The organism is Cereibacter changlensis JA139 (genome assembly GCF_003034985.1).
Taxonomy (GTDB): domain Bacteria; phylum Pseudomonadota; class Alphaproteobacteria; order Rhodobacterales; family Rhodobacteraceae; genus Cereibacter; species Cereibacter changlensis.
The window spans coordinates 30,506-51,576 of the sequence record NZ_PZKG01000019.1 but is presented as its reverse complement, the minus strand read 5'-3'; the positions used below and the strand labels follow the sequence as shown (position 1 = coordinate 51,576).

Here is a 21,071-nt window from a genome sequence, read left to right as displayed (position 1 = left end):
GGGTCGGCGCGGTGCGCTACCTCGCCAGCCAGCCCTGGCCCTTCCCGGCCTCGCTGATGATCGGCTGCCATGGCGAGGCCCTGACCGATGCGATCACCCTCGACCCGGTGGAGCTGGAGGAGGCGCGCTGGATCAGCCGGGAGGAGATGGTGACGGTGATGGCCGGCGCCCATCCGGAGGTGCGGCCGGCGCGCAAGGGGGCCATCGCGCATTTCCTGATCGCGGCCTGGCTGGCCGACCGGCTGGACTGAGGTGCGTCACGGGAGTTCGCAAGGAGAGGAGGCGGGATGAGGCTCAGCACGCGGGAAGATGTCGAGGCGCCGATCGGCTTCGTCTTCGGAAGGCTTTGCGATTTCGACAGCTGGGAGCGCGCGGCGCTGCGCCGGGGCGCGGATGTGCAGCGCACCGACGGGCTGACGGCGGCGCAGCCGGGCATGGGCTGGCAGGTGCAGATCGACTACCGCGGCAAGCTGCGCAGCGGCGAGGTGCGGCTGGCCGTGCTGGAAGCGCCGCAGAAGCTGCTCTTCACCGGCGCCGGCGGGTCCTTCGAGGCCACGCTGGAGATCGAGCTTTTGGAGCTCGGCCCGCGCCGCACCCGGGTGGTGGTGATCTCCGAGGCGCGGCCGCGCAGCCTTTCGGCGCGGGTGCTGCTGCACTCGGTGAAGCTGGGCAAGGCGAAGCTGGTCCAGCGCTACGAGCATCAGGTCGCCCGTCTCGCCGCCGATATCGAGGAGCGTTTCCGCCGCGCCTGAGCCGCCTCAGCCGCGGCCGGGGTGCGCCGGGTAGACGCCGAGGATCTCGTGCTGGCTGGTGAAGTAGCGCAGCTCGTCCAGCGCCCTGGCGACGTTGTCGTCTTCCGGGTGGCCCTCGATGTCGGCATAGAACTCGGTCGCGATGAACGACCCGCCGACCATGTAGCTTTCCAGCTTGGTCATGTTGATGCCGTTGGTGGCGAAGCCGCCCATCGCCTTGTAGAGCGCCGCCGGGATGTTGCGGACGCGGAAGGTGAAGGTCGTCACCATCTTGCCCGGCCCGCGCCGGGTCCAGTCGGCCTCGCGCGCCATGACGAGGAAGCGGGTGGTGTTGTTCGACTGGTCCTCGATCTGCCGCGCCACCACGTCGAGCCCGTAGATCTCGCCCGCCAGTTCCGAGGCCAGCGCCGCCATCTTCGGATCGCCGAACTCGGCCACCAGCTTGGCAGACCCCGCGGTATCGGCCCCGGTGACGGCGCGCAGGTTGTGCGTCTTGAGGAAGCCGCGGCACTGGCCCAGCAGCACCGTATGGCTCATGGCGGATTCGATCTGCTCCAGCGGCGTACCGGGCAGGGCGAGGAGGTTGATGTGGACGCGGACGAAGGCCTCGTCGATGATCCGCAGCCCCGAACCGGGCAGCAGCGAGTGGATGTCGGCCACCCGGCCATAGGTGGAATTCTCCACCGGCAGCATTGCCAGATCGGCCTCGCCGCCGCGCACCAGTTCGATCGCATCCTCGAAGGTCCGGCAGGGAACGGCCTCCATGTCCGGGCGCGCCTGGCGGCAGGCCTCGTGCGAATAGGCTCCAAGCTCGCCCTGAAAGGCGATCCGTCCGGTTGTCGTGACCTGCTGCACCTCAAAACCCCGTAACTTGCGCGTAGGTTTTCGCTACTACACCTTGAAAGGGAGGGGGGGAAGCAGGTAGATACCCCCGGATTGGAAGCCAGAGGTGGACGCGACATGTTCGACACGATGACTAGCACCAAGGTGGTTGGCGCGGGCTGCGGCGCGCTGCTGGTGTTTCTCCTGGGCGGGTGGGCCGGGGAGACCCTGTACTCTGTTGGTGGTGGGCATGGTGAGGACGAACAGCAGGCCTATGTGATCGACACCGGCGCCGCCCCGGCCGAGGAAGCCGCGGAGGCCGTGCCCTTCGCCGATCTGCTGGCCGCGGCCGACCCGGCCGCCGGGCAGAAGGTCTTCGCCAAGTGCTCGGCCTGCCACAAGGTCGACGGCGGCGACGCCACCGGCCCGCACCTGAACGGCGTGGTCGATCGCCAGGTCGCCTCGATCGCCGGCTATGCCTATTCCGACGCGATGCTGACCCATGCCGACAAGGTCTGGAACGGCGAGGAACTGAACGCGTTCCTGGCCAGCCCCAAGGGCTATGTCCCCGGCACCAAGATGACCTTCGCCGGTCTGCCCAAGGACACCGATCGCGCCAATCTGGTCGCCTATCTGGCGACGCTGCCGTAATCGACCGCATATCGCGTCGCAGGGCCGTCCTTCGGGGCGGCCTTTTGCGTTCCGCCGCCGACGCTTCACGCAATCGCAACTTGAGCCATCGACAAGATACGTTTTACCTACATGATTGTAGATCGGGTGGCGCAAGCCCGGACCGGACAGGGGGAGAACGGCATGAAGAGACAGCACCGCACGTCGCGTATCGAGGTCAGGGTCGCTGACCGTCCCGACGCGCGGCCTTGGCTGGTGGCGGGTCTCGGCATGCTGGCGCTGGCGGGCTGGGCGGTCGCCGCCCGGGCGCAGGAGCCGGCGGTGATCACCGCGCATGGCATCTCGACCTTCGGCGACCTGAAGTATCCGGCGGATTTCACCCATCTCGACTACGTGAACCCCGAGGCGCCCAAGGGCGGCGAGATCGCCGAATGGACCTTCGGCGGCTTCGACTCGATGAACCCCTATTCGATCAAGGGCCGGGCGGCGGCGTTGTCGAACATCAGCCTCGAGAGCATCCTCACCGGCACCGCCGACGAGATCGGCGCGGCCTACTGCCTGCTCTGCGAGACGCTGGAATATCCCGAGGACCGGTCCTGGGTGATCTTCAACCTGCGGCCCGAGGCGCGGTTCTCCGATGGCACGCCGCTGACCGCCGCCGACGTGGTCTTCTCCTACGAGACGCTGCTGGCCAAGGGCCTGACCGATTTCCGCACCATCTTCGCCACACAGGTCGAAAGCGCCGAGGCGCTGGGCGATCACCGGGTGAAGTTCACCTTCAAGCCGGGCATCCCGACCCGCGACCTGCCGCAGGACGTGGGCGGGCTGCCGGTGATCTCGAAGGCGCATTACGAGGCGAACAACCTCGATCTGGAAGAGAGTAGCCTGACGCCCTTCCTCGGCTCCGGCCCCTATCTGCTGGATAGGATGAACATCGGCCAATCGGTGGTCTACAAGCGCAACCCGGATTACTGGGGCGCGGACCTGCCGATCAACCGCGGGACCAACAACTTCGATACGATCCGCATCGAATACTACGCCGATTACAACGCCGCCTTCGAGGGCTTCAAGGGCGGCAGCTACACCTTCCGCAACGAGGCCTCGGCGATCCTCTGGGCCACCGGCTACGACTTCCCGGCGGTGCAGAACGGCGGCGTGGTGAAGGCCGAGCTGCACTCCGGCGCCAAGGCGACCGGGCAGGGCTTCATGATGAACCTGCGGCGCGAGAAGTTCCAGGATCCCCGGGTGCGCGAGGCGCTGGGGCTGATGTTCAACTTCGAATGGTCGAACGAGACGCTGTTCTATGGCATCTACGAGCGGGTGAACTCGCTCTGGGAGAACAGCTATCTCGAGGCCGAGGGTCCTCCCTCGCCGGAGGAGGCGGCCTACCTGAAGCCGCTGGTGGACGAGGGGCTGCTGCCCGCGTCGATCCTGACCGATCCGCCGGTGATGGCCCCCACCTCCGGCCCGCGCCAGCTCGACCGCGGCAACCTGCGCAAGGCCAGCGCCCTGCTGGACGCGGCGGGCTGGCCGGTCGGCGAGGGCGGGCTCCGGCGCAACGCGGCGGGCGAGGTGCTGCGCGTCGAGTTCCTGAACGACAGCCAGACCTTCGACCGGGTGATCAACCCCTATGTCGAGAACCTGCGCGCGCTGGGCGTCGACGCGCTGATGACGAGGGTCGACAACGCCCAGATGGAAAGCCGCAGCCGGCCGCCGGCCTTCGATTTCGACATCGCCGTCGGCAACGCCATGACCAACTACATCTCCGGCTCCGAGCTGAAGCAGCATTACGGCTCCGGCACGGCGGATGTGTCCAGCTTCAACATGATGGGGCTGAAGAGCCCGGCGGTGGACAGGCTGATCGACGTGGTGCTGGCGACCGAGACCAGCGACGAGCTGACCGCCGCGACCAAGGCGCTGGACCGGGTGCTGCGCGCCGAGCGCTTCTGGATACCACAATGGTACAAGAGCACCCATACCGTCGCCTATTACGACATGTACGAGCATCCCGAGACGCTGCCGCCCTATGCGCTGGGCGAACTGTCCTTCTGGTGGTACAACGCCGACAAAGCCGCCGCGCTGAAGACGGCGGGCGTGTTGCGATAAGAAAGAGCAGTTCCCCCATATGGGCGCCTATATCCTCCGGCGGTTGTTGCTGATCATCCCGACGCTGTTCGGCATCATGGTCATCAACTTCGTCCTGACCCAGTTCGTGCCCGGCGGCCCGATCGAGCAGGTGCTTGCCCGGCTCGAGGGCGGCGGCGACGCCTTCCAGACCATCGGCGGCGGCGGCGACGCCGGTGGGGGCGCGCAGGATTTCGCCTCGGATGAACGCTACGTCGGCTCGCGCGGCCTGCCGCCGGAGTTCATCGCCGATCTGGAGCGGCAGTTCGGCTTCGACAAGCCGCCGCTGGAACGCTTCCTGACGATGATGTGGAACTACCTGCAGTTCGACTTCGGCGAGAGCTATTTCCGCTCGATCTCGGTCGTGGATCTGGTGCTGGAGAAGATGCCGGTCTCGATCTCGCTCGGGCTCTGGTCGACGCTGATCGCCTATATGGTCTCGATTCCGCTCGGCATCCGCAAGGCGGTGCGCGACGGGTCCAGCTTCGACACCTGGACCTCCGGCGCGATCATCATCGCCTATGCGATCCCCGGCTTCCTCTTCGCCATCCTGCTTCTGGTGCTCTTCGCGGGCGGCTCCTACTGGCAGTGGTTCCCGCTGCGCGGCCTGACCTCGGACAACTGGGACCAGTTGAGCCTCTGGGGCAAGGTGGTTGACTACTTCTGGCACATCACCCTGCCGGTGCTGGCCTCGACCATCTCGGCCTTCGCCACGCTGACGCTGCTGACAAAGAACAGCTTCCTCGAGGAGATCCGCAAGCAATACGTGATGACGGCGCGGGCCAAGGGGCTGAGCGAGAGCCGGGTGCTCTACGGCCATGTGTTCCGCAACGCCATGCTGATCGTCATCGCCAGCTTTCCCTCGGTCTTCGTCTCGGTCTTCTTCGGCGGCAGCCTGATCATCGAGACGATCTTCTCGCTCGACGGGCTGGGGCGGCTCGGGTTCGAGGCGGCGGTGGCGCGGGACTATCCGGTGATCTTCGGCACGCTCTTCGTCTTCGGGCTGATGGGGCTGCTGATGGGGATCCTGGCGGACCTGATGTATATCTGGATCGACCCCCGCATCGATTTCGAGACGAGGGGCTAGATGGCGCTGTCGCCGCTGAACCAGCGCCGCTGGCGCAACTTCCGCTCCAACGGCCGGGCCTTCTGGTCGCTGGTGGTGTTCTCGCTGCTGTTCGGCCTGTCGCTCTTCGCCGAGCTTCTCGCCAACGACAAGCCGCTGATCGTGAACTACAAGGGCGAGTATTACCTGCCGATCCGCAGCTTCTACCCCGAGACGGCCTTCGGCGGCGACTTCCAGACCGAAGCCGCCTATCGCGATCCCGAGGTGCAATGCCTGATCGTCGCCGCCGGCAGCGAGGCCTGCTGGGACGATCCCGAGGGGGTGATGGCAGAGGCCAAGGGCGGCACGGTGGACGGCCAGCCGGTGCAGACCGGCTGGATGCTCTGGCCGCCGATCCCCTACAGCTACAACACGATCAACAACATCGGGGGGGCCGCGCCTTCGGCCCCCGATGCGCAGCACTGGCTCGGCACCGATGACACGGCGCGGGATGTGCTGGCGCGGGTGATCTACGGCTTCCGGCTCTCGGTCGCCTTCGCGCTGATCGTCACCGCGCTGACCTCGGTCATCGGCATCGCGGCGGGGGCGGTGCAGGGCTATTTCGGCGGGCTGACCGACCTTATCTTCCAGCGCATCATCGAGCTCTGGGGCTCCACCCCGTCGCTCTATGTCATCATCATCGTCGCGGCGATCTGGCAGATGAACTTCTGGCTGCTGGTCGGGCTGATGGTGTTCTTCGGCTGGACGGGGCTCGTCGGCGTGGTGCGGGCCGAGTTCCTGCGCGCCCGCAACTTCGAATATGTCCGCGCCGCACGGGCGCTGGGCGTCTCGGACCGGGTGATCATGTTCCGCCATGTGCTGCCGAACGCGATGGTCGCCACGCTGACCATGCTGCCCTTCATCATCACCGGCACCATCGGCAGCCTCGCGGCGCTCGACTTCCTCGGCTTCGGCCTGCCGGCCAGCGCGCCGTCGCTGGGCGAGCTGACGCTGCAGGCCAAGCAGAACCTGCAGGCGCCCTGGCTCGGTTTCACCGCCTTCTTCGCCTTCGCCATCATGCTGAGCCTGATGGTCTTCATCTTCGAGGGCATCCGCGACGCCTTCGATCCGCGAAAGACGTTCAGATGACCGCCGTTCTCGACGTGCAGAACCTCACAGTCCGCTTCCGGCAGGACGGGCGGGTGATCGAGGCGGTGAAGGGCGTGAGCTTCACCGTCGGCAAGGGCGAGACCGTGGCCTTGGTGGGCGAGAGCGGGTCGGGCAAATCCGTCACCGCGCTGTCCACAGTGGCGCTTCTGCCCGACAGCGCCGGACGCGGCGGCTCGGTGCGCTACAACGGACAGGAGATTGTGGGGGCGGCGGAGCCGCTGCTGCGGAAGGTGCGCGGCAACGACATCAGCTTCATCTTCCAGGAGCCGATGACCTCGCTGAACCCGCTGCACACGATCGAGCGGCAGCTGAGCGAAAGCCTCGCGCTGCATCAGGGGCTGACCGGGGCCAAGGCGCGGGCGCGGGTGCTCGATCTGCTGGAAAAGGTCGGCATCCGCGAGGCGGAAAGCCGGCTCGGCGCCTATCCGCACCAGCTTTCGGGCGGGCAGCGGCAGCGGGTGATGATCGCGATGGCGCTCGCCAACGGCCCCGACCTGCTGATCGCCGACGAGCCGACCACCGCGCTCGACGTGACGATCCAGGCACAGATCCTCGATCTTCTGGCCGAGCTGAAGGCGAAGGAAGGGCTGAGCCTTCTGTTCATCACCCATGACCTCGGCGTGGTGCGGCGCATCGCCGACCGGGTCTGCGTGATGCAGGGCGGCGAGATCGTAGAGCAGGGCCCGGCGGCGCAGATCTTCGCCGACCCGCAGCACCCCTACACCCGCAAGCTGCTCGCCGCCGAGCCGCAGGGCCGCCCCGACCCGGTGCCCGCCGATGCGCCCGAGATCGTCAGCACCCGCAACCTGCGGGTCTGGTTTCCGATCCATCGCGGGCTGCTGAAGCGCACCGTCGGCCATGTGAAGGCGGTGAACGACGCCACGCTGGCGATCCGCGCCGGCGAGACGGTGGGGGTGGTGGGCGAGAGCGGGTCGGGCAAGACCACGCTGGCGCTGGCGATCATGCGGCTGATCGCGTCGGAGGGGCCGGTGGTCTTCATGGGGCAGGACATCAGCGGCTATCGCAGCCGCCAGATGCGCGACCTGCGCCGCGACATGCAGATCGTCTTCCAGGACCCGTTCGGCAGTCTCAGCCCGCGCATGACGGTGGAGCAGATCATCGCCGAGGGGCTGGGCGTGCACGGGCTGGAGCCCGGGCGCAACCGGCGCGAGATGGTGGCCGAGATCATGACCGAGGTCGGGCTCGACCCGGCGGCGATGGGGCGCTATCCGCACGAATTCTCCGGCGGGCAGCGGCAGCGGGTGGCCATCGCCCGCGCCATGATCCTGCGGCCGAAGCTGGTGGTGCTGGACGAGCCGACCAGCGCGCTCGACATGACGGTGCAGGTGCAGATCGTCGATCTGCTGCGCGACCTGCAGCGCAAATGGGGGCTGGCCTATCTCTTCATCAGCCACGACCTGCGGGTGGTGCGGGCCCTGTCGCACCGGGTCATGGTGATGAAGGAAGGCGATGTGGTCGAGGAGGGCGACAGCGCCACCGTCTTCGCCGCCCCGAAGAACGACTATACCCGCACCCTGCTGGCGGCGGCCTTCGGACAGGCGGTTCCCGGGGCGGAATAGGCCGGCGCGATGAGGATCCTCTTCGCCCCCAGACCTTCTCCGAGGCGCCCCAACCGGCCTTCGGCGCGCTGATGCGGGTCAGTCCCTGCGTTCTGTAAGGGCGACGCAGGAGGCGGTGGCGGCGGCTTGCTGCCGCGCCGGTCGCCGAGGTGATAGGGGATGGGGTGATTTCGTGGATCAGAAGGCCGCGCTGTGCGGCAGGCCGCTCTGGTCATAGGCGTCGAAGGCGCGGGCGATCATCCGGGTCAGCGGCCGAGCCTCGGGCGGGATGGCGAGACCGGAAGCGTCGAGGTCGAGCATCCCCGGAAAGGCCTGGGCGGCGGCGTCGAACAGCGCCTGCAGCCGCTCCGGCGCCACGTCGAAACGCGAAAGCTCCGCCCGGCTGACCCGGAAATCGCACATCAGCGCCTCGATGATCCGGGCGCGCAGCAGGTCCTCTCCGGCGAAGACATGGCCGCGCGCGGTGGAGAAATGCCCGGCGCGGATCGCCTTCACATGGTCCGAGGTGGTCGCCGCATTCTGCGCATAGCCCTGCGGGAAGCGCGAGATCGCCGAGGCCCCGAGGCCGATCAGCACCGGCGCGGTGTCGTCGGTGTAGCCCTGGAAGTTGCGCCTGAGCCGCCCGACCGCCTGCGCCACCGCCAGCCCGTCATCGGGCCGGGCGAAATGGTCGATGCCGACCTGACGGTAGCCGTCCCAGGCCAGCAGGTCGCGCGCCACTTCGAACAGCTGCAGCCGCTCCTCGGCGCGGGGCACGAGGTCGGTGGGGATCATCAGCTGGCGCCGCGACATCCAGGGCACATGGGCATAGCCGTAGAGGGCAACGCGGTCCGGCGACAGCGACAGCAGTTTCTGCACCGACTCGGCGATCCGCCCGGTGGTCTGCGAAGGCAGGCCGTAGAGGATATCGGTGCTCAGGCTGCGGATGCCGCGGGCGCGCAGCCCCTCGATCACGTTGCGGGTCAGCTCATAGCTCTGTTCGCGGCCGATGAGGCGCTGGATTTCGGGATCGAAATCCTGCACCCCGATCGAGGCCCGGGTCATGCCCGCCTCGGCCAAGGCGTCGAGTCGCGCGTCGTCGATCTCGTTCGGGTCGATCTCCACCGAGAATTCCGCGCCCTTGCCCATCGGCGCCGCGTCGAGGATGGCGGCGCTCAGCTCGCGCATCAGCTCGGCAGGGATCAGCGTCGGGGTGCCGCCACCCCAGTGCAGCCGGGACAGGGTGACGCCCGGGGCCAGCCGGGCCTTCACGAGGGCGATTTCCGACTTCAGCGTTGCGACATAAGCGCGCACCGGAGCGTCGGAACTGGTGCCCTGGGTGCGGCAGGCACAGAAAAAACAAAGCCTTCTACAAAAGGGAATATGCAGATACAACGAAATGGAGGAACCGGCGGGAATGGCGGAAATCCAGTCGCATAAGGCGCGACCGGTGACTGCGGGACCGAAATGCGGCGCCGTCGGGTAACTGGTATACCGTGGCACACGGGCGTCGAAGAGCCCAAATCTGGTCAGCTTGGCGAGTGTCTCCATCGGCTTTCGTTATGGCTGAAACTCGGTTATGGCTTTGATGCAGATCAAGCGGGGATTATGGGCATGGCGCTGCACGACGTACCAACGCTGCATGGAGGATGTGGCGATTGCCCGATCCGCCACCGGGCCGTCTGTGCGCGCTGCGATACCGACGAGCTCGCGCAGCTCGAGAACATCAAGTATTACCGCTCCTACCAGGCGGGCCAGACGGTGATCTGGTCCGGCGACAAGATGGATTTCGTGGCTTCGGTGGTCACCGGCATCGCCACGTTGACCCAGACCATGGAGGACGGCCGCCGCCAGATGGTCGGGCTTCTGCTGCCGTCGGATTTCGTCGGGCGGCCGGGTCGGCAGACCGTGGCCTATGACGTCACCGCGACCACCGACCTTCTGATGTGCTGCTTCCGCCGCAAGCCCTTCGAGGAGATGATGATCGCCACGCCGCATGTCGGCCAGCGCCTGCTCGAGATGACGCTGGACGAACTCGATGCGGCGCGGGAGTGGATGCTGCTGCTAGGCCGCAAGACCGCGCGGGAGAAGATCGCGAGCCTCTTGGCGATCATCGCCCGGCGCGACGCCTCGCTGAAGCTGCGCGACGCCAGCAAGGGCCCGATTGTCTTCGACCTGCCGCTGACGCGGGAGGAGATGGCCGATTATCTCGGGCTGACGCTGGAGACAGTGAGCCGCCAGGTCTCGGCGCTGCGGCGCGACGGGGTGATCGCGCTCGAGGGCAAGCGGCATGTCATCGTCAACGACCTCGGGCGGTTGCTCGAGGAAGCCGGCGACGACAGCGACGGCGGCTTCCTCGTCTGAGATCAGTGCGCCATCAGGATCGGCGTCTCGGCCAGCTCCAAGAGGTCGCGCGTCGCGCCGCCGAGGATCGCCTCGCGGAACCGCGAATGGCCGTAGGCCCCCATCACCAGCAGGTCGGCGTTCAGGTCGCGCACATGCCGGGCCAGCACGTCGGAGATTCGCGGCAGCGTCTTGGCGATGACCGAGACCTCGGCCCGCACCCCGTGCCGCACCAGCATCTGGCAGAGCATCCCGCCGGGGTCCGACCGTTCCGCGCCATGGGCTGACGGATCGACCACGACGATGTTCACCGTCTCGGCGCGCAGGAGGAAGGGCAGGGCGCGGCGCACGGCGGTCAGCGCCTCGCGGCTCTGGTCCCAGGCGACGACGACGCGGTTGCCGACGCTGGCGCTGAGCGCCGGATCGTCGGGCAGCACCAGCACCGGCGCCTGCCCGTCGAACAGCGCGGCCTCCACCACCGCCTCGGCCTCCGGCCCGCGCCCCTTGCCATAGGGCCGCGGCAGCACCACTAGATCGGCGAAGCGCGACCGCAGGCCGACCAGCCCCGTCATCCCGCCAAGCTGCGCCACCGCCGCCTCGACCGAGGCGCGTAGCCCGGCGGGCTGGGCCAGGATCAGGGCGTTCGCCGCCTTCTCGATGGCCTGGGCATCGGTTTCGGCGCGCTCCAGCGCCATCTGCAGCACCACCGCGGTGCCGCCCATGTTGTAATAGGCGACCTGCGTCGCGTCGATGCCGAGCGCCAGCACGTCCAGATGGCCGTCTTCCGCCAGGGCGAGGCGGGAGGCCACGGAAAGCGCCGGTTCCAGCCGATCTGCGGCTGTCGCAACGGTCAGAATGGATTTGTAGGCCATTGCAGGAATCCTCCTCGGGAAAAGCCAGTATGCCTTTCCATACCGCCGGAATCCCCTGTTTTCCTTGAGCCGGATCAAGCGGCAGCGCGGAAAGTCTTGATGTGGATCAAGGCGGTCTAGCCGGTATGCCGTCACATACAACGCGTCGAAGAACGTCGGCCGACCCCCGAGTCGGACCGGAAAGACGAAGGGACGCACAATGTGGGATTACTTAAAGCTGGTCGTGCTGGGCCTGATCGCGCTGGGCGCCGCGATCGTGGCCAACAAGGCGCATGACCTCGCATTCATGATAAACGCAGTCGAGGTCATGCTGGCCGCCGGCTTTGTCTTCCTCTGGACGCTACGCAAGATGGACGAGCCGCGCCAGCCGGTGCTCCAGACGGAATACATGGATGGGGTGATCCGCTACGGCGTCGTCGCGACGGCGGCCTGGGGGGTCGTCGGCTTCCTGGTCGGCACGATCATCGCCTTCCAGCTCGCCTTTCCGGCGCTGAATTTCGACTGGGCGGAGGGCTACCTGAACTTCGGTCGGCTGCGGCCGCTGCACACCTCGGCGGTGATCTTCGCCTTCGGCGGCAACGCGCTGATCTGCACCAGCTTCTACGTGGTGCAGCGCACCAGCGCGGCGCGGCTGTTCGGCGGCAACCTCGCCTGGTTCGTGTTCTGGGGCTACAACCTCTTCATCGTGCTCGCCGCCACCAGCTACCTGCTGGGCGGATCGCAGTCGAAGGAATACGCGGAGCCGGAATGGCACATCGACCTCTGGCTGACCATCGTCTGGGTCGCCTATCTGGTGGTGTTCCTCGGCACGATCATCAAGCGCAAGGAACCCCACATCTACGTGGCGAACTGGTTCTACCTGTCCTTCATCGTCACCGTGGCGATGCTGCACATCTTCAACAACCTGGCGATCCCGGTCTCCTTCCTCGGCTCCAAATCGGTGCAGGTCTTCTCGGGCGTGCAGGATGCGATGGTGCAGTGGTGGTATGGCCACAACGCTGTGGGCTTCTTCCTGACCGCGGGCTTCCTCGGGATGATGTACTACTTCGTGCCGAAGCAGGCCGAACGTCCCGTCTTCAGCTACAAGCTGTCGATCGTCCACTTCTGGGCGCTGATCTTCCTCTACATCTGGGCCGGTCCGCACCACCTGCACTACACCGCGCTGCCGGAATGGGCCGCGACACTGGGCATGGTGTTCTCGATCATGCTGTGGATGCCGTCCTGGGGCGGGATGATCAACGGCCTGATGACGCTGTCCGGCGCCTGGGACAAGCTGCGCACCGACCCGGTGATCCGGATGATGGTGGTCTCCATCGGCTTCTACGGCATGTCGACCTTCGAAGGGCCGATGATGTCGATCAAGGCGGTGAACTCGCTGTCGCATTACACCGACTGGACCATCGGCCACGTCCATTCCGGCGCTCTCGGCTGGAACGGCATGATCACCTTCGGCGCGCTCTACTTCCTGACGCCGAAACTCTGGAACCGCGAGCGGCTCTACAGCCTGACGCTGGTCTCCTGGCACTTCTGGCTCGCGACCATCGGCATCGTGCTCTACGCCTCGGCCATGTGGGTCACCGGCATCATGGAGGGCCTGATGTGGCGCGAGGTGGACGCCAACGGCTTCCTCGTCAACGCCTTCGCCGACACCGTCGCCGCCAAGTTCCCGATGTACGTGGTCCGGGGCCTGGGTGGGGTCATGTACCTCGCCGGCGCGCTGATCATGTGCTTCAACCTGTGGAAAACCGTGAAGTCCGCACCCGCCCGGGTGTCGTCCTCCACGGCTGTTCCCGCTGAATAATCGGAGGGAACCATGGCCTTTCTCGACAAACATAAAGTCATCGAAACCCACGCCACGCTGCTGCTGATCCTCAGCTTCCTCGTGGTCACCATCGGCGGTCTGGTGCAGATCGTGCCGCTGTTCTACCTCGAGAACACCATCGAGGAGGTGGAGGGCGTGCGGCCCTACACCCCGCTCGAACTGGCGGGGCGCAACATCTACATCCGCGAGGGCTGCTACGTCTGCCACAGCCAGATGATCCGCCCGATGCGCGACGAGGTGGAGCGTTACGGCCATTACAGCCTCGCCGCGGAATCGATGTATGACCATCCGTTCCAGTGGGGCTCCAAGCGCACCGGGCCGGATTTGGCCCGGGTGGGCGAGCGCTACTCCGACGACTGGCACGTCGATCACCTGACCGACCCGCAGTCGGTGGTGCCGGAGTCGGTGATGCCGAAATACGGCTTCCTGCTCGACCGCGAGATCGACGGCCGCCGCATCGGCGACGAGATGCAGGTGCACCGGATGCTGGGCACGCCCTACACCGACGACATGCTGCAGAACGCCGTCGCCGACTTCCGGGCGCAGGCCGATCCGGACGCCGACTATGACGGCATGGTGGAGCGCTACAAGACGGCGATGCTGCCGACCGATCCGGAGCGGCAGAGCGACCGCGACCCGCTGATCGCGGTGCGCAACTTCGACGGCCAGCCGCAGCTGACTGAGATGGACGCGCTGATCGCCTATCTGCAGGTGCTGGGGACGATGGTCGACTTCTCGACCTTCCAGCCCGATCCGAACCGGTGAGGGGGGCAGACCATGGATACCTACAGCCTGCTCCGTGAGTTCGCCGACAGCTGGATGCTGCTGCTGCTGACCGCCTTCTTCGTGGGGGTCGTGCTCTGGGCCTGGCGCCCGGGCAGCCGGCGCCTGCACCAGGATGTCGCGAATTCGATCTTCCGCAACGATACGAAACCCGCCAGCGACGGCGCCAAGCCGTCGTCAGGGGAGGCGAGGACATGAGTGTGAAACCGACCAACCGGAAACCCGGCGACCCGACGACCACCGGCCATTCATGGGACGGGATCGAGGAGTTCAACAACCCGATGCCGCGCTGGTGGCTCTGGACCTTCTACGCCTGCATCGTCTTCGCGCTGGGCTATTCCATCGCCTATCCGGCCTGGCCGATGATCAACCGGGCCACGCCGGGTCTGCTCGGGGCCTCGACCCGCGCCGATGTGGCGGCCGAGATCCAGCGCTTCAATGACGCCAACGCGCCGATCCGCGCCCGGCTGGAGGCGGCCGACCTGACCGCCATCGCCGCCGATCCGGAGCTGAACCAGTATGCGACCAACGCCGGGGCTGCCGTGTTCCGCACCAACTGCTCGCAATGCCATGGTTCCGGGGCGGCGGGGGTGCAGGGGCAGGGCTATCCCAACCTCTTGGACGACGACTGGATCTGGGGCGGCGACATCGACTCGATCCACACCACCGTCACCCATGGCATCCGCAACACCACCGACGCCGAGTCGCGCTATTCCGAGATGCCGCGCTTCGGGGCCGACCAACTGCTGGAGCCGGCGCAGATCGCGCAGGTGGTGCAGCATGTGCTGGCCATCTCGGGGCAGGAGCATGACGCTGCGCTGGCCGCCGAAGGGGCCGTGGTCTTCGCCGAGAACTGCGTCGCCTGCCATGGCGAAGAGGGCAAGGGCGACCGCTCGGTCGGCGCGCCGAACCTGACCGACGCGATCTGGCTCTATGGCGGCGACCAGGAGACGCTGACCGACACCGTCACCAATGCCCGTTTCGGCGTCATGCCGAACTGGAACCAGCGCCTGACCGAAGCCGACATCCGCTCGGTGGCGGTTTATGTCCACGGGCTCGGCGGCGGCGAGTGACTGAGGGTCCCGGGGGCTGCACGCCCCCGGGACCGACGCCGGCTTCCCACCCTGCGCGCGTTCCGAGTGCGGGAAGCCGGCGCGCCCTCCAGAGGGAGGGGATGGGGCGTCGCACGCCTGCCTTGAGTTTCGCCTGCCTCTAATGATGTATCACAAATGCGTTTATTGATGCAGGTCAAGGCTCGCCGCCGCTCCCGTCCGCTAGCACCGGAGCACCCATCCAGCCGGAGTCCGCCTGTGACCAGCCCCGATACCCAGCCCACCAGCCTCTATGCCAAACGCGAGCCGGTCTTCCCGCGCCGCGTGAAGGGCACGTTCCGCACGCTGAAGTGGTGGATCATGGCGGTGACGCTGGGGATCTACTACATCACCCCCTGGATCCGCTGGGACCGCGGCCCGAACCTGCCGGATCAGGCGGTGCTGGTCGACATCGCCAACCGGCGCTTCTTCTTCTTCATGATCGAGATCTGGCCGCACGAATTCTACTTCGTCGCCGGCCTGCTGATCATGGCGGGGCTCGGGCTCTTCCTCTTCACCTCGGCCGCCGGCCGGGTCTGGTGCGGCTATGCCTGCCCGCAGACGGTCTGGACCGACCTGTTCATCCTGGTCGAGCGCTGGATCGAGGGCGACCGCAACGCCCGGGTCAGGCTGCACCACCAAAGCTGGAACGCCGAGAAGATCCGCAAGCGGCTGGTGAAATGGGTCGTCTGGCTGTTCATCGGGCTGGCGACCGGCGGGGCCTGGGTGTTCTACTTCACCGATGCACCGACGCTGCTGGGCAACCTGCTGACCTTCAGCGCCCATCCGGCGGCCTATATCACCATCGCCATCCTGACTCTGACCACCTTCGCCTTCGGCGGCTTCGCCCGCGAGCAGATCTGCATCTACGCCTGCCCCTGGCCGCGGATCCAGGCGGCGATGGTCGACGAGGACACGATCACCGTCGCCTATCGCGACTGGCGCGGCGAGCCGCGCGGCAAGCTGCACAAGGGCGCTGCTCCTGCCAAGGCGGCGCCGGACCTCGTCAGCTCCGCGCCTGCAAAGGGCGACTGCATCGACTGCATGGCCTGCGTGAACGTCTGCCCGATGGGGATCGACATCCGCAACGGCCAGCAGATGGAGTGCATCACCTGCGCGCTCTGCATCGACGCCTGCGACGACGTGATGGACCGAGTCGGCAAGCCGCGCGGGCTGATCTCCTATCTCGCCTATACCGACGAGGTGGCCGAGCGCGCCGGCGGCAAGCCTAAATCGGCCTGGAAACATGTGTTCCGCCTGCGCACCCTGCTCTACACCGCGCTCTGGTCCGGGGTCGGCGCCGCGCTGGTGGTTGCGCTGTTCCTGCGCACCGACATCGACGTGAACGTGACCCCGGTGCGCAATCCGACCTATGTCACCCTGTCGGACGGGGCGATCCGCAACACCTACGACCTGAGGCTGTTGAACAAGCATGGCGACGACCGGCAGTTCCAGATCTCGCTGACCAGCGACGCCGCGCTGGACCTGACGCTGGAAGGCGCGCCGGGGCAGGTGGTCACCGTGCCGGCCAACCAGACCATGACCCAGCGCATCTATCTGACGGCGCAGGCCGGCAGTCCGGCGGCGCTGGCCGAGCGCAGCGAGCTGCGGCTCTGGGTCGAGGACCTGAGCAATACCGAGCGGGTCCACCACGACACGATCTTCAACGGAAAGGGCGACTGACATGGGCGAGATCACCGGGCGCAAGGTGCTCTTCATCACGGTGAGCGCGTTCAGCGTCATCATCGGGGTCAATCTGGTGATGGCCTGGCAGGCGATCAGCACCTTCCCGGGGCTGGAGGTGGAGAACTCCTATGTCGCCAGCCAGAGCTTCGACAGCGACAAGGCGGCCCAGCTGGGCCTCGGCTGGACCCTGGCCAGCGACTATGACGAGACGGGCAAGGCGCTGCACCTGAGCTTCACCGGCGATGACGGCCTGCCCGCCGATGTCGCCACGCTGACCGTGCTGGTCGGGCGCACCACCGAGGCGCAGCAGGACCAGCGCCCGCAGTTCGACCGGGCCGCCGGCGTCTATTCCGCGCCGCTCGACCTGCAGCCCGGCAAGTGGATGATGCATGTCGAGGCCACCGCCCGCGACGGCACGCCGTTCCGGCAGCGGATCGACCTCTTCGTGGAAGGCTGAGCCATGAGCATCGCCGAGCGCATCGACACCGGCGGCGGTCAGACCGCTTCGGCCTGCCCCGCCTGCGCCGTGGTTCCCTCGGCCGAGCGGCTGGCCCAGCTTGCGGCACCGACCTCGGCCCGGCTGATGCTGTCGCTGCCCACGGCGCATTGCGCGGCCTGCATGTCCACTGTCGAAGGCGGGCTGGAGAAGCTGCCCGGCGTGCGCTCGGCGAGGGTGAACCTGACGCTGCGCCGCGTCAGCGTCGATGCCGAGCCCGAGGTGACGGCGGAGGCGCTGATCGCCGCGCTCGACGGTCTGGGCTACGAGGCGCATGAGCTCGACGCCGGCATGCTCTCGGCCACCGAGACCGACCGGCAGGGGCGCGAACTCTTGATGCGGCTCGGCGTCGCCGGTTTCTCGATGATGAACGTCATGCTGCTGTCGGTGGCCGTCTGGTCCGGGGCCGAGGATGCGACGCGTGACATGTTCCACTGGATTTCGGCGGCCATCGCGCTGCCGACCGTGGTCTTCGCCGGGCAGCCCTTCTTCAAGAACGCCTGGCGCTCGCTCCGGGCGGGGCGGCTGGGGATGGATGTGCCGATCTCGCTCGCCATCATCCTCGCCTCCTCGATCTCGCTGTTCGAGACCTTCCACTCCGGCCATCACGCCTATTTCGATGCGGCGGTGATGCTGACCTTCTTCCTGCTCGCGGGCCGCTATCTCGACCACCGCACCCGCGCCGTCGCCCGTTCGGCGGCGGAGGAGCTTGCGGCGCTGGAAGTGCCGCGCGCCACCGCCCTGCGCGACGGGGCCGAGGTGACGGTGCCGATCGCGGAACTGGCGGTGGGCGAATGGGTCCGGGTGCGCCCGGGCGGGCGGATGCCGGTCGACGGGGTGGTGACGGAAGGCTCGAGCGAGCTCGACCGCTCGCTGCTGACCGGGGAGAGCCTGCCGGTGATGGCGGGGCCCGACACGGTGGTCTCGGCGGGTGAGGTCAACCTGACCGGGCCGCTCACCGTGCGGGTGACTGCGGCGGGCAAGGATTCGTCGCTGCACCGCATGGCCGATCTGGTGGCGGTCGCGGAAAGCGCCAAGACCCGCTACACCTCGCTGGCCGACCGCGCCTCGCGGCTCTATTCGCCCTTGGTGCACATCCTGTCCTTCGGCGCCTTCGGCGTCTGGATGTGGATCACCGGCGGCGACGTGCGCTATGCGATCAACATCTCGGCGGCGGTGCTGATCATCACCTGTCCCTGTGCCCTCGGTCTGGCCGTGCCCGCCGTGGTGACCGCGGCGAGCGGCAAGCTGTTCCGCAAGGGGCTGCTCATCAAGCACGGCACGGCGCTGGAGCGGCTGGCCGAGGTGGATACCGTGGTCTTCGACAAGACCGGGACCCTGACCCTCGGCGCACCGGAGCCGACCAATCTGGGCGAGCACAGCCGCGCCACGCTGGAAGTGGTGGCGGCGCTGGCGCAGGCCTCGTCGCACCCGCTGGCCATGGCGCTGGCGGCGGCGACGCGCAGTGCGGGCATTCCCCCGGCGAGGGTCGAGGCGCTGCGCGAGGCGCCGGGATACGGCATCGAGGGGCTCTGGCGCGGGCAGGTCGTCCGGCTGGGGCGTGCGGAATGGGTGGGGGCCGCGCCGCTGGCGGTGACGGCGACCTATCTCTCGCTCGGCGGCACGACGCGGGCGCTGACCTTCGCCGACCGGCTGCGCCCGGGGGCGGAGCAGGCGGTGGCGGCGCTCAGGGCGCAGGGCAAGCGCATCCTCTTGATCTCGGGCGACAGCGAGGGGGCGGTGGCCGATCTGGCGACAAGGCTCGGCATCGCCGACTGGACCTCGGGCGCGCTGCCCGCCGAAAAGGCGGCGCGGGTGGCCGAGCTGACCGCCGAGGGGCGGCGGGTGCTGATGGTGGGCGACGGGCTGAACGACACGGCGGCGCTGGCGGCTGCGCATGTCTCGATCTCGCCCGCCTCGGCGCTGGACGCGGCCCGCGTCGCCTCCGACATCGTGCTGCTGGGGCAGGACATGGCGCCGATCGGTGACGCTCTGCGCATCGCGGGGCAGGCGACCCGGCGCATCCGCGAGAACTTCGGCATCTCGGCTGGCTACAACGTCATCGCCGTGCCCTTGGCGCTGGTCGGGCTCGCCACGCCGCTGGCGGCGGCGCTCGCCATGTCGCTCTCGTCGATCACGGTTTCCCTGAATGCCCTGAGGCTGCGCTGATGGATATCCTCGCCTATCTCATCCCGATCTCGCTGTTCCTCGGCGGGATCGGCCTCGCCGCCTTCTTCTGGGCGCTGAAGTCGCGGCAGTTCGACGATCCGCAGGGCGACGCCAGCCGGATCCTGAAGCCCGACTACGAGGACAAGCCCAAGCCCTGACATGAAGACGCCGGAGCCTCGCGGCCCCGGCGTTTTCTTTTGTGAAGCTGTGGGCCGCTTTACGGCCCGATGGCGAAGCACTGCACCGCGCGGGCCTGCAGCCGGCGGCAGGCGAGGTCGGCCTGATCCTGGGTCAGCCCCATGAAGTTGGCGTCATAGCCGCCGCTGCGCTGCACGATCTTGCGCAGCCCGTCGGTGAGGGTGGCGCTTTCGGCAAGGGCGATGGTCATCAGCTGCCGCTCGGCCGTGGCGTTCGACGGGAAGCGGCCGACGTTGATTCCCCAGTGCCGGCCGCCGGAGGTCGACATGCGCGTCACCACCTCGGGGGCGGTGGGCACCGGTGCCACGGCCGGCGGCGCGACGAGGGCGGCGACCTGGGTCTCCGCCATCTCGGGGCGGGGCTGCGGAATGACCGAGGCCGAGAGGTTCACGATGCTGCCGCTCTCCGGGGCGATGGCCGCCACCGCGGTGGCCACAGCGCCGGTCGCCGCCGCTTCGGCGAGCGCCGAATCGATGCTGCCCTGCATGGCCGAGACCGCCTCGGCCGCTGCAGCGGCGTGGGCGAGCCCCGGGCGCGGCAGCGGGCGGGGCGAGGAGGCCAGGGCCACCGCCATGGTCTGGGCCGTGGCCGGCGCGCTGCGGGCGGCGGCCACAGCCACCGCCTCGTAGCTGATCGGCGCGGGCTTGCGCACCCGGGCGTTGTTCGGCGCGGCGTTGAAGCCGAGGTCCATCAGCTCCGCCATCTTGGCGTTGCGATGCGCGGTGGACTTGCCGCCGAAGATCGTCGCGATGATCCGCTTGTTGCCGCGCTCGGCCGAGGCGGTCAGGTTGAAGCCGGCCGGGTTCGTGTAGCCGGTCTTGATCCCGTCGGCGCCTTTGTAGGCGTCGAGGAAGCGGGTGTTGGTGTTGTTTACCTTGGCCATGCCGGCATCGGCGGTGCGGCGCGAGAAGATGTTGTAATATTGCGGGAAGTCGAAAAAGATCCGCCGCCCCAGCGTGTTCATGTCGCGGGCGGTGGACAGGTGGCCCTCGCTGGTCAGGCCGTTGCAGTTCTTGAAGGTGGTGCTGTTCATGCCCATCGCCCGGGCGGTGACGTTCATCCGGGCGGCAAACTGGGCTTCCGAGCCGCCGATGGCCTCGCAGATCGCGGTGGCGGCGTCGTTGGCGGATTTCACCGCGGCGGCGCGGATCAGGTAGCGCAGGGCAATTTTCTGGCCGGAACGCAGCCCGAGTCGCGACGGCGGCTGGGCGGCGGCGTGCTTGGTGACCGTCACCATCGAATCGAGGCTGATCTCGCCGCGCTGGATCGCCTGGAAGGTGATGTAGAGCGTCATCATCTTGGTCAGCGAGGCCGGATGCAGCCGCGTGTCAGCGTTGGTTTCGTACAGCGTTTCGCCGGTCCGCGCATCCATGACCACTGCGGCATAGGGGGCGGCGCTCGCCGCTCCGGTCGAGAGCGCGGCGCAGGCCGCCAAAACCACGAATGTCAGATTGCGGACATACTGCCCCATAAGCGATGTCACGTCGCCATGTCCTTCTTCTGCCTCGG

The 21,071-nt window shown here is 67.6% G+C and carries 19 protein-coding genes and 1 pseudogene; 16 read left to right on the top strand and 4 right to left on the bottom strand.

The window, feature by feature from the left end:
* A pseudogene (locus C5F48_RS06555) lies at positions 1-251 on the top strand (NAD(+) diphosphatase); the annotation flags it as partial.
* Positions 252-287: 36 nt separating this feature from the next.
* Positions 288-752: an SRPBCC family protein gene (locus C5F48_RS06550; RefSeq protein WP_107663109.1), complete on the top strand. Its 465-nt coding sequence runs from the start codon at positions 288-290 to the stop codon at positions 750-752.
* A 6-nt stretch (positions 753-758) separates the two neighbouring features.
* Here C5F48_RS06550 and C5F48_RS06545 read toward each other — a convergent pair whose 3' ends face one another.
* Positions 759-1,607, bottom strand: coding sequence for a prephenate dehydratase (locus C5F48_RS06545; protein WP_107663108.1), 849 nt, complete (start codon positions 1,605-1,607; stop codon positions 759-761).
* A gap of 105 nt (positions 1,608-1,712) precedes the next feature.
* On the opposite strand from C5F48_RS06545, the gene C5F48_RS06540 reads away from it, so the two are divergent.
* The 5 genes from C5F48_RS06540 (at position 1,713) to C5F48_RS06520 (ending at position 8,123) form a co-directional block, all read left to right on the top strand.
* Positions 1,713-2,225: a c-type cytochrome gene (locus tag C5F48_RS06540; protein WP_107663107.1), complete on the top strand. Its 513-nt coding sequence runs from the start codon at positions 1,713-1,715 to the stop codon at positions 2,223-2,225.
* Positions 2,226-2,387: 162 nt separating this feature from the next.
* Positions 2,388-4,310, top strand: coding sequence for an extracellular solute-binding protein (locus C5F48_RS06535; RefSeq protein ID WP_107663106.1), 1,923 nt, complete (start codon positions 2,388-2,390; stop codon positions 4,308-4,310).
* A 19-nt stretch (positions 4,311-4,329) separates the two neighbouring features.
* Positions 4,330-5,415 carry a microcin C ABC transporter permease YejB gene (locus C5F48_RS06530; protein ID WP_107663105.1) on the top strand — a complete coding sequence of 362 codons (1,086 nt, stop codon included), beginning with the start codon at positions 4,330-4,332 and terminating at the stop codon, positions 5,413-5,415.
* Complete coding sequence (locus C5F48_RS06525; protein ID WP_107663104.1) at positions 5,416-6,522, top strand: ABC transporter permease; 1,107 nt, start codon at positions 5,416-5,418, stop codon at positions 6,520-6,522.
* Entirely contained in the window at positions 6,519-8,123 is a 1,605-nt protein-coding gene (locus tag C5F48_RS06520; RefSeq protein ID WP_107663103.1) for an ABC transporter ATP-binding protein, read from the top strand. Before C5F48_RS06525 ends, C5F48_RS06520 begins: the two co-directional genes overlap by 4 nt.
* 177 nt (positions 8,124-8,300) lie before the next feature.
* Here the strand turns inward: C5F48_RS06520 and hemN are convergent, their stop codons facing one another.
* Positions 8,301-9,653 carry an oxygen-independent coproporphyrinogen III oxidase gene (gene hemN / locus C5F48_RS06515; protein ID WP_107663102.1) on the bottom strand — a complete coding sequence of 451 codons (1,353 nt, stop codon included), beginning with the start codon at positions 9,651-9,653 and terminating at the stop codon, positions 8,301-8,303.
* Positions 9,654-9,716: 63 nt separating this feature from the next.
* On the opposite strand from hemN, the gene fnrL reads away from it, so the two are divergent.
* The gene (gene fnrL, locus C5F48_RS06510; RefSeq protein ID WP_107663111.1) at positions 9,717-10,466 is read left to right on the top strand and encodes a transcriptional regulator FnrL; all 750 of its coding nucleotides are present in this window, start codon (positions 9,717-9,719) and stop codon (positions 10,464-10,466) included.
* A gap of 2 nt (positions 10,467-10,468) precedes the next feature.
* On the opposite strand, the gene C5F48_RS06505 is transcribed toward fnrL, so the two are convergent.
* Entirely contained in the window at positions 10,469-11,317 is an 849-nt protein-coding gene (locus C5F48_RS06505) for a universal stress protein (RefSeq protein ID WP_107663101.1), read from the bottom strand.
* A gap of 199 nt (positions 11,318-11,516) precedes the next feature.
* On the opposite strand from C5F48_RS06505, the gene ccoN reads away from it, so the two are divergent.
* The 8 genes from ccoN (at position 11,517) to ccoS (ending at position 19,522) form a co-directional block, all read left to right on the top strand.
* Positions 11,517-13,118 (top strand): cytochrome-c oxidase, cbb3-type subunit I, encoded by a 1,602-nt coding sequence (gene ccoN / locus C5F48_RS06500; RefSeq protein ID WP_107663100.1) that lies wholly within the window; start codon positions 11,517-11,519, stop codon positions 13,116-13,118.
* A 12-nt stretch (positions 13,119-13,130) separates the two neighbouring features.
* Complete coding sequence (ccoO, locus tag C5F48_RS06495; RefSeq protein WP_107663099.1) at positions 13,131-13,904, top strand: cytochrome-c oxidase, cbb3-type subunit II; 774 nt, start codon at positions 13,131-13,133, stop codon at positions 13,902-13,904.
* A 12-nt stretch (positions 13,905-13,916) separates the two neighbouring features.
* Positions 13,917-14,120 carry a cbb3-type cytochrome c oxidase subunit 3 gene (locus tag C5F48_RS06490; RefSeq protein WP_107663098.1) on the top strand — a complete coding sequence of 68 codons (204 nt, stop codon included), beginning with the start codon at positions 13,917-13,919 and terminating at the stop codon, positions 14,118-14,120.
* The gene (gene ccoP / locus C5F48_RS06485) at positions 14,117-14,995 is read left to right on the top strand and encodes a cytochrome-c oxidase, cbb3-type subunit III (protein WP_107663097.1); all 879 of its coding nucleotides are present in this window, start codon (positions 14,117-14,119) and stop codon (positions 14,993-14,995) included. Before C5F48_RS06490 ends, ccoP begins: the two co-directional genes overlap by 4 nt.
* 237 nt (positions 14,996-15,232) lie before the next feature.
* Positions 15,233-16,696: a cytochrome c oxidase accessory protein CcoG gene (gene ccoG, locus C5F48_RS06480; protein ID WP_107663096.1), complete on the top strand. Its 1,464-nt coding sequence runs from the start codon at positions 15,233-15,235 to the stop codon at positions 16,694-16,696.
* 1 nt (position 16,697) lies between these two features.
* Positions 16,698-17,156 carry a FixH family protein gene (locus C5F48_RS06475; protein WP_107663095.1) on the top strand — a complete coding sequence of 153 codons (459 nt, stop codon included), beginning with the start codon at positions 16,698-16,700 and terminating at the stop codon, positions 17,154-17,156.
* A gap of 3 nt (positions 17,157-17,159) precedes the next feature.
* Positions 17,160-19,364, top strand: coding sequence for a heavy metal translocating P-type ATPase (locus C5F48_RS06470; RefSeq protein ID WP_107663094.1), 2,205 nt, complete (start codon positions 17,160-17,162; stop codon positions 19,362-19,364).
* Positions 19,364-19,522 (top strand): cbb3-type cytochrome oxidase assembly protein CcoS, encoded by a 159-nt coding sequence (gene ccoS, locus C5F48_RS06465; RefSeq protein ID WP_107663093.1) that lies wholly within the window; start codon positions 19,364-19,366, stop codon positions 19,520-19,522. The genes C5F48_RS06470 and ccoS overlap by 1 nt, the downstream gene beginning before the upstream one ends.
* 59 nt (positions 19,523-19,581) lie before the next feature.
* On the opposite strand, the gene C5F48_RS06460 is transcribed toward ccoS, so the two are convergent.
* Positions 19,582-21,045 carry a D-alanyl-D-alanine carboxypeptidase family protein gene (locus C5F48_RS06460; protein ID WP_170139687.1) on the bottom strand — a complete coding sequence of 488 codons (1,464 nt, stop codon included), beginning with the start codon at positions 21,043-21,045 and terminating at the stop codon, positions 19,582-19,584.
* Positions 21,046-21,071: the final 26 nt, after the last annotated feature.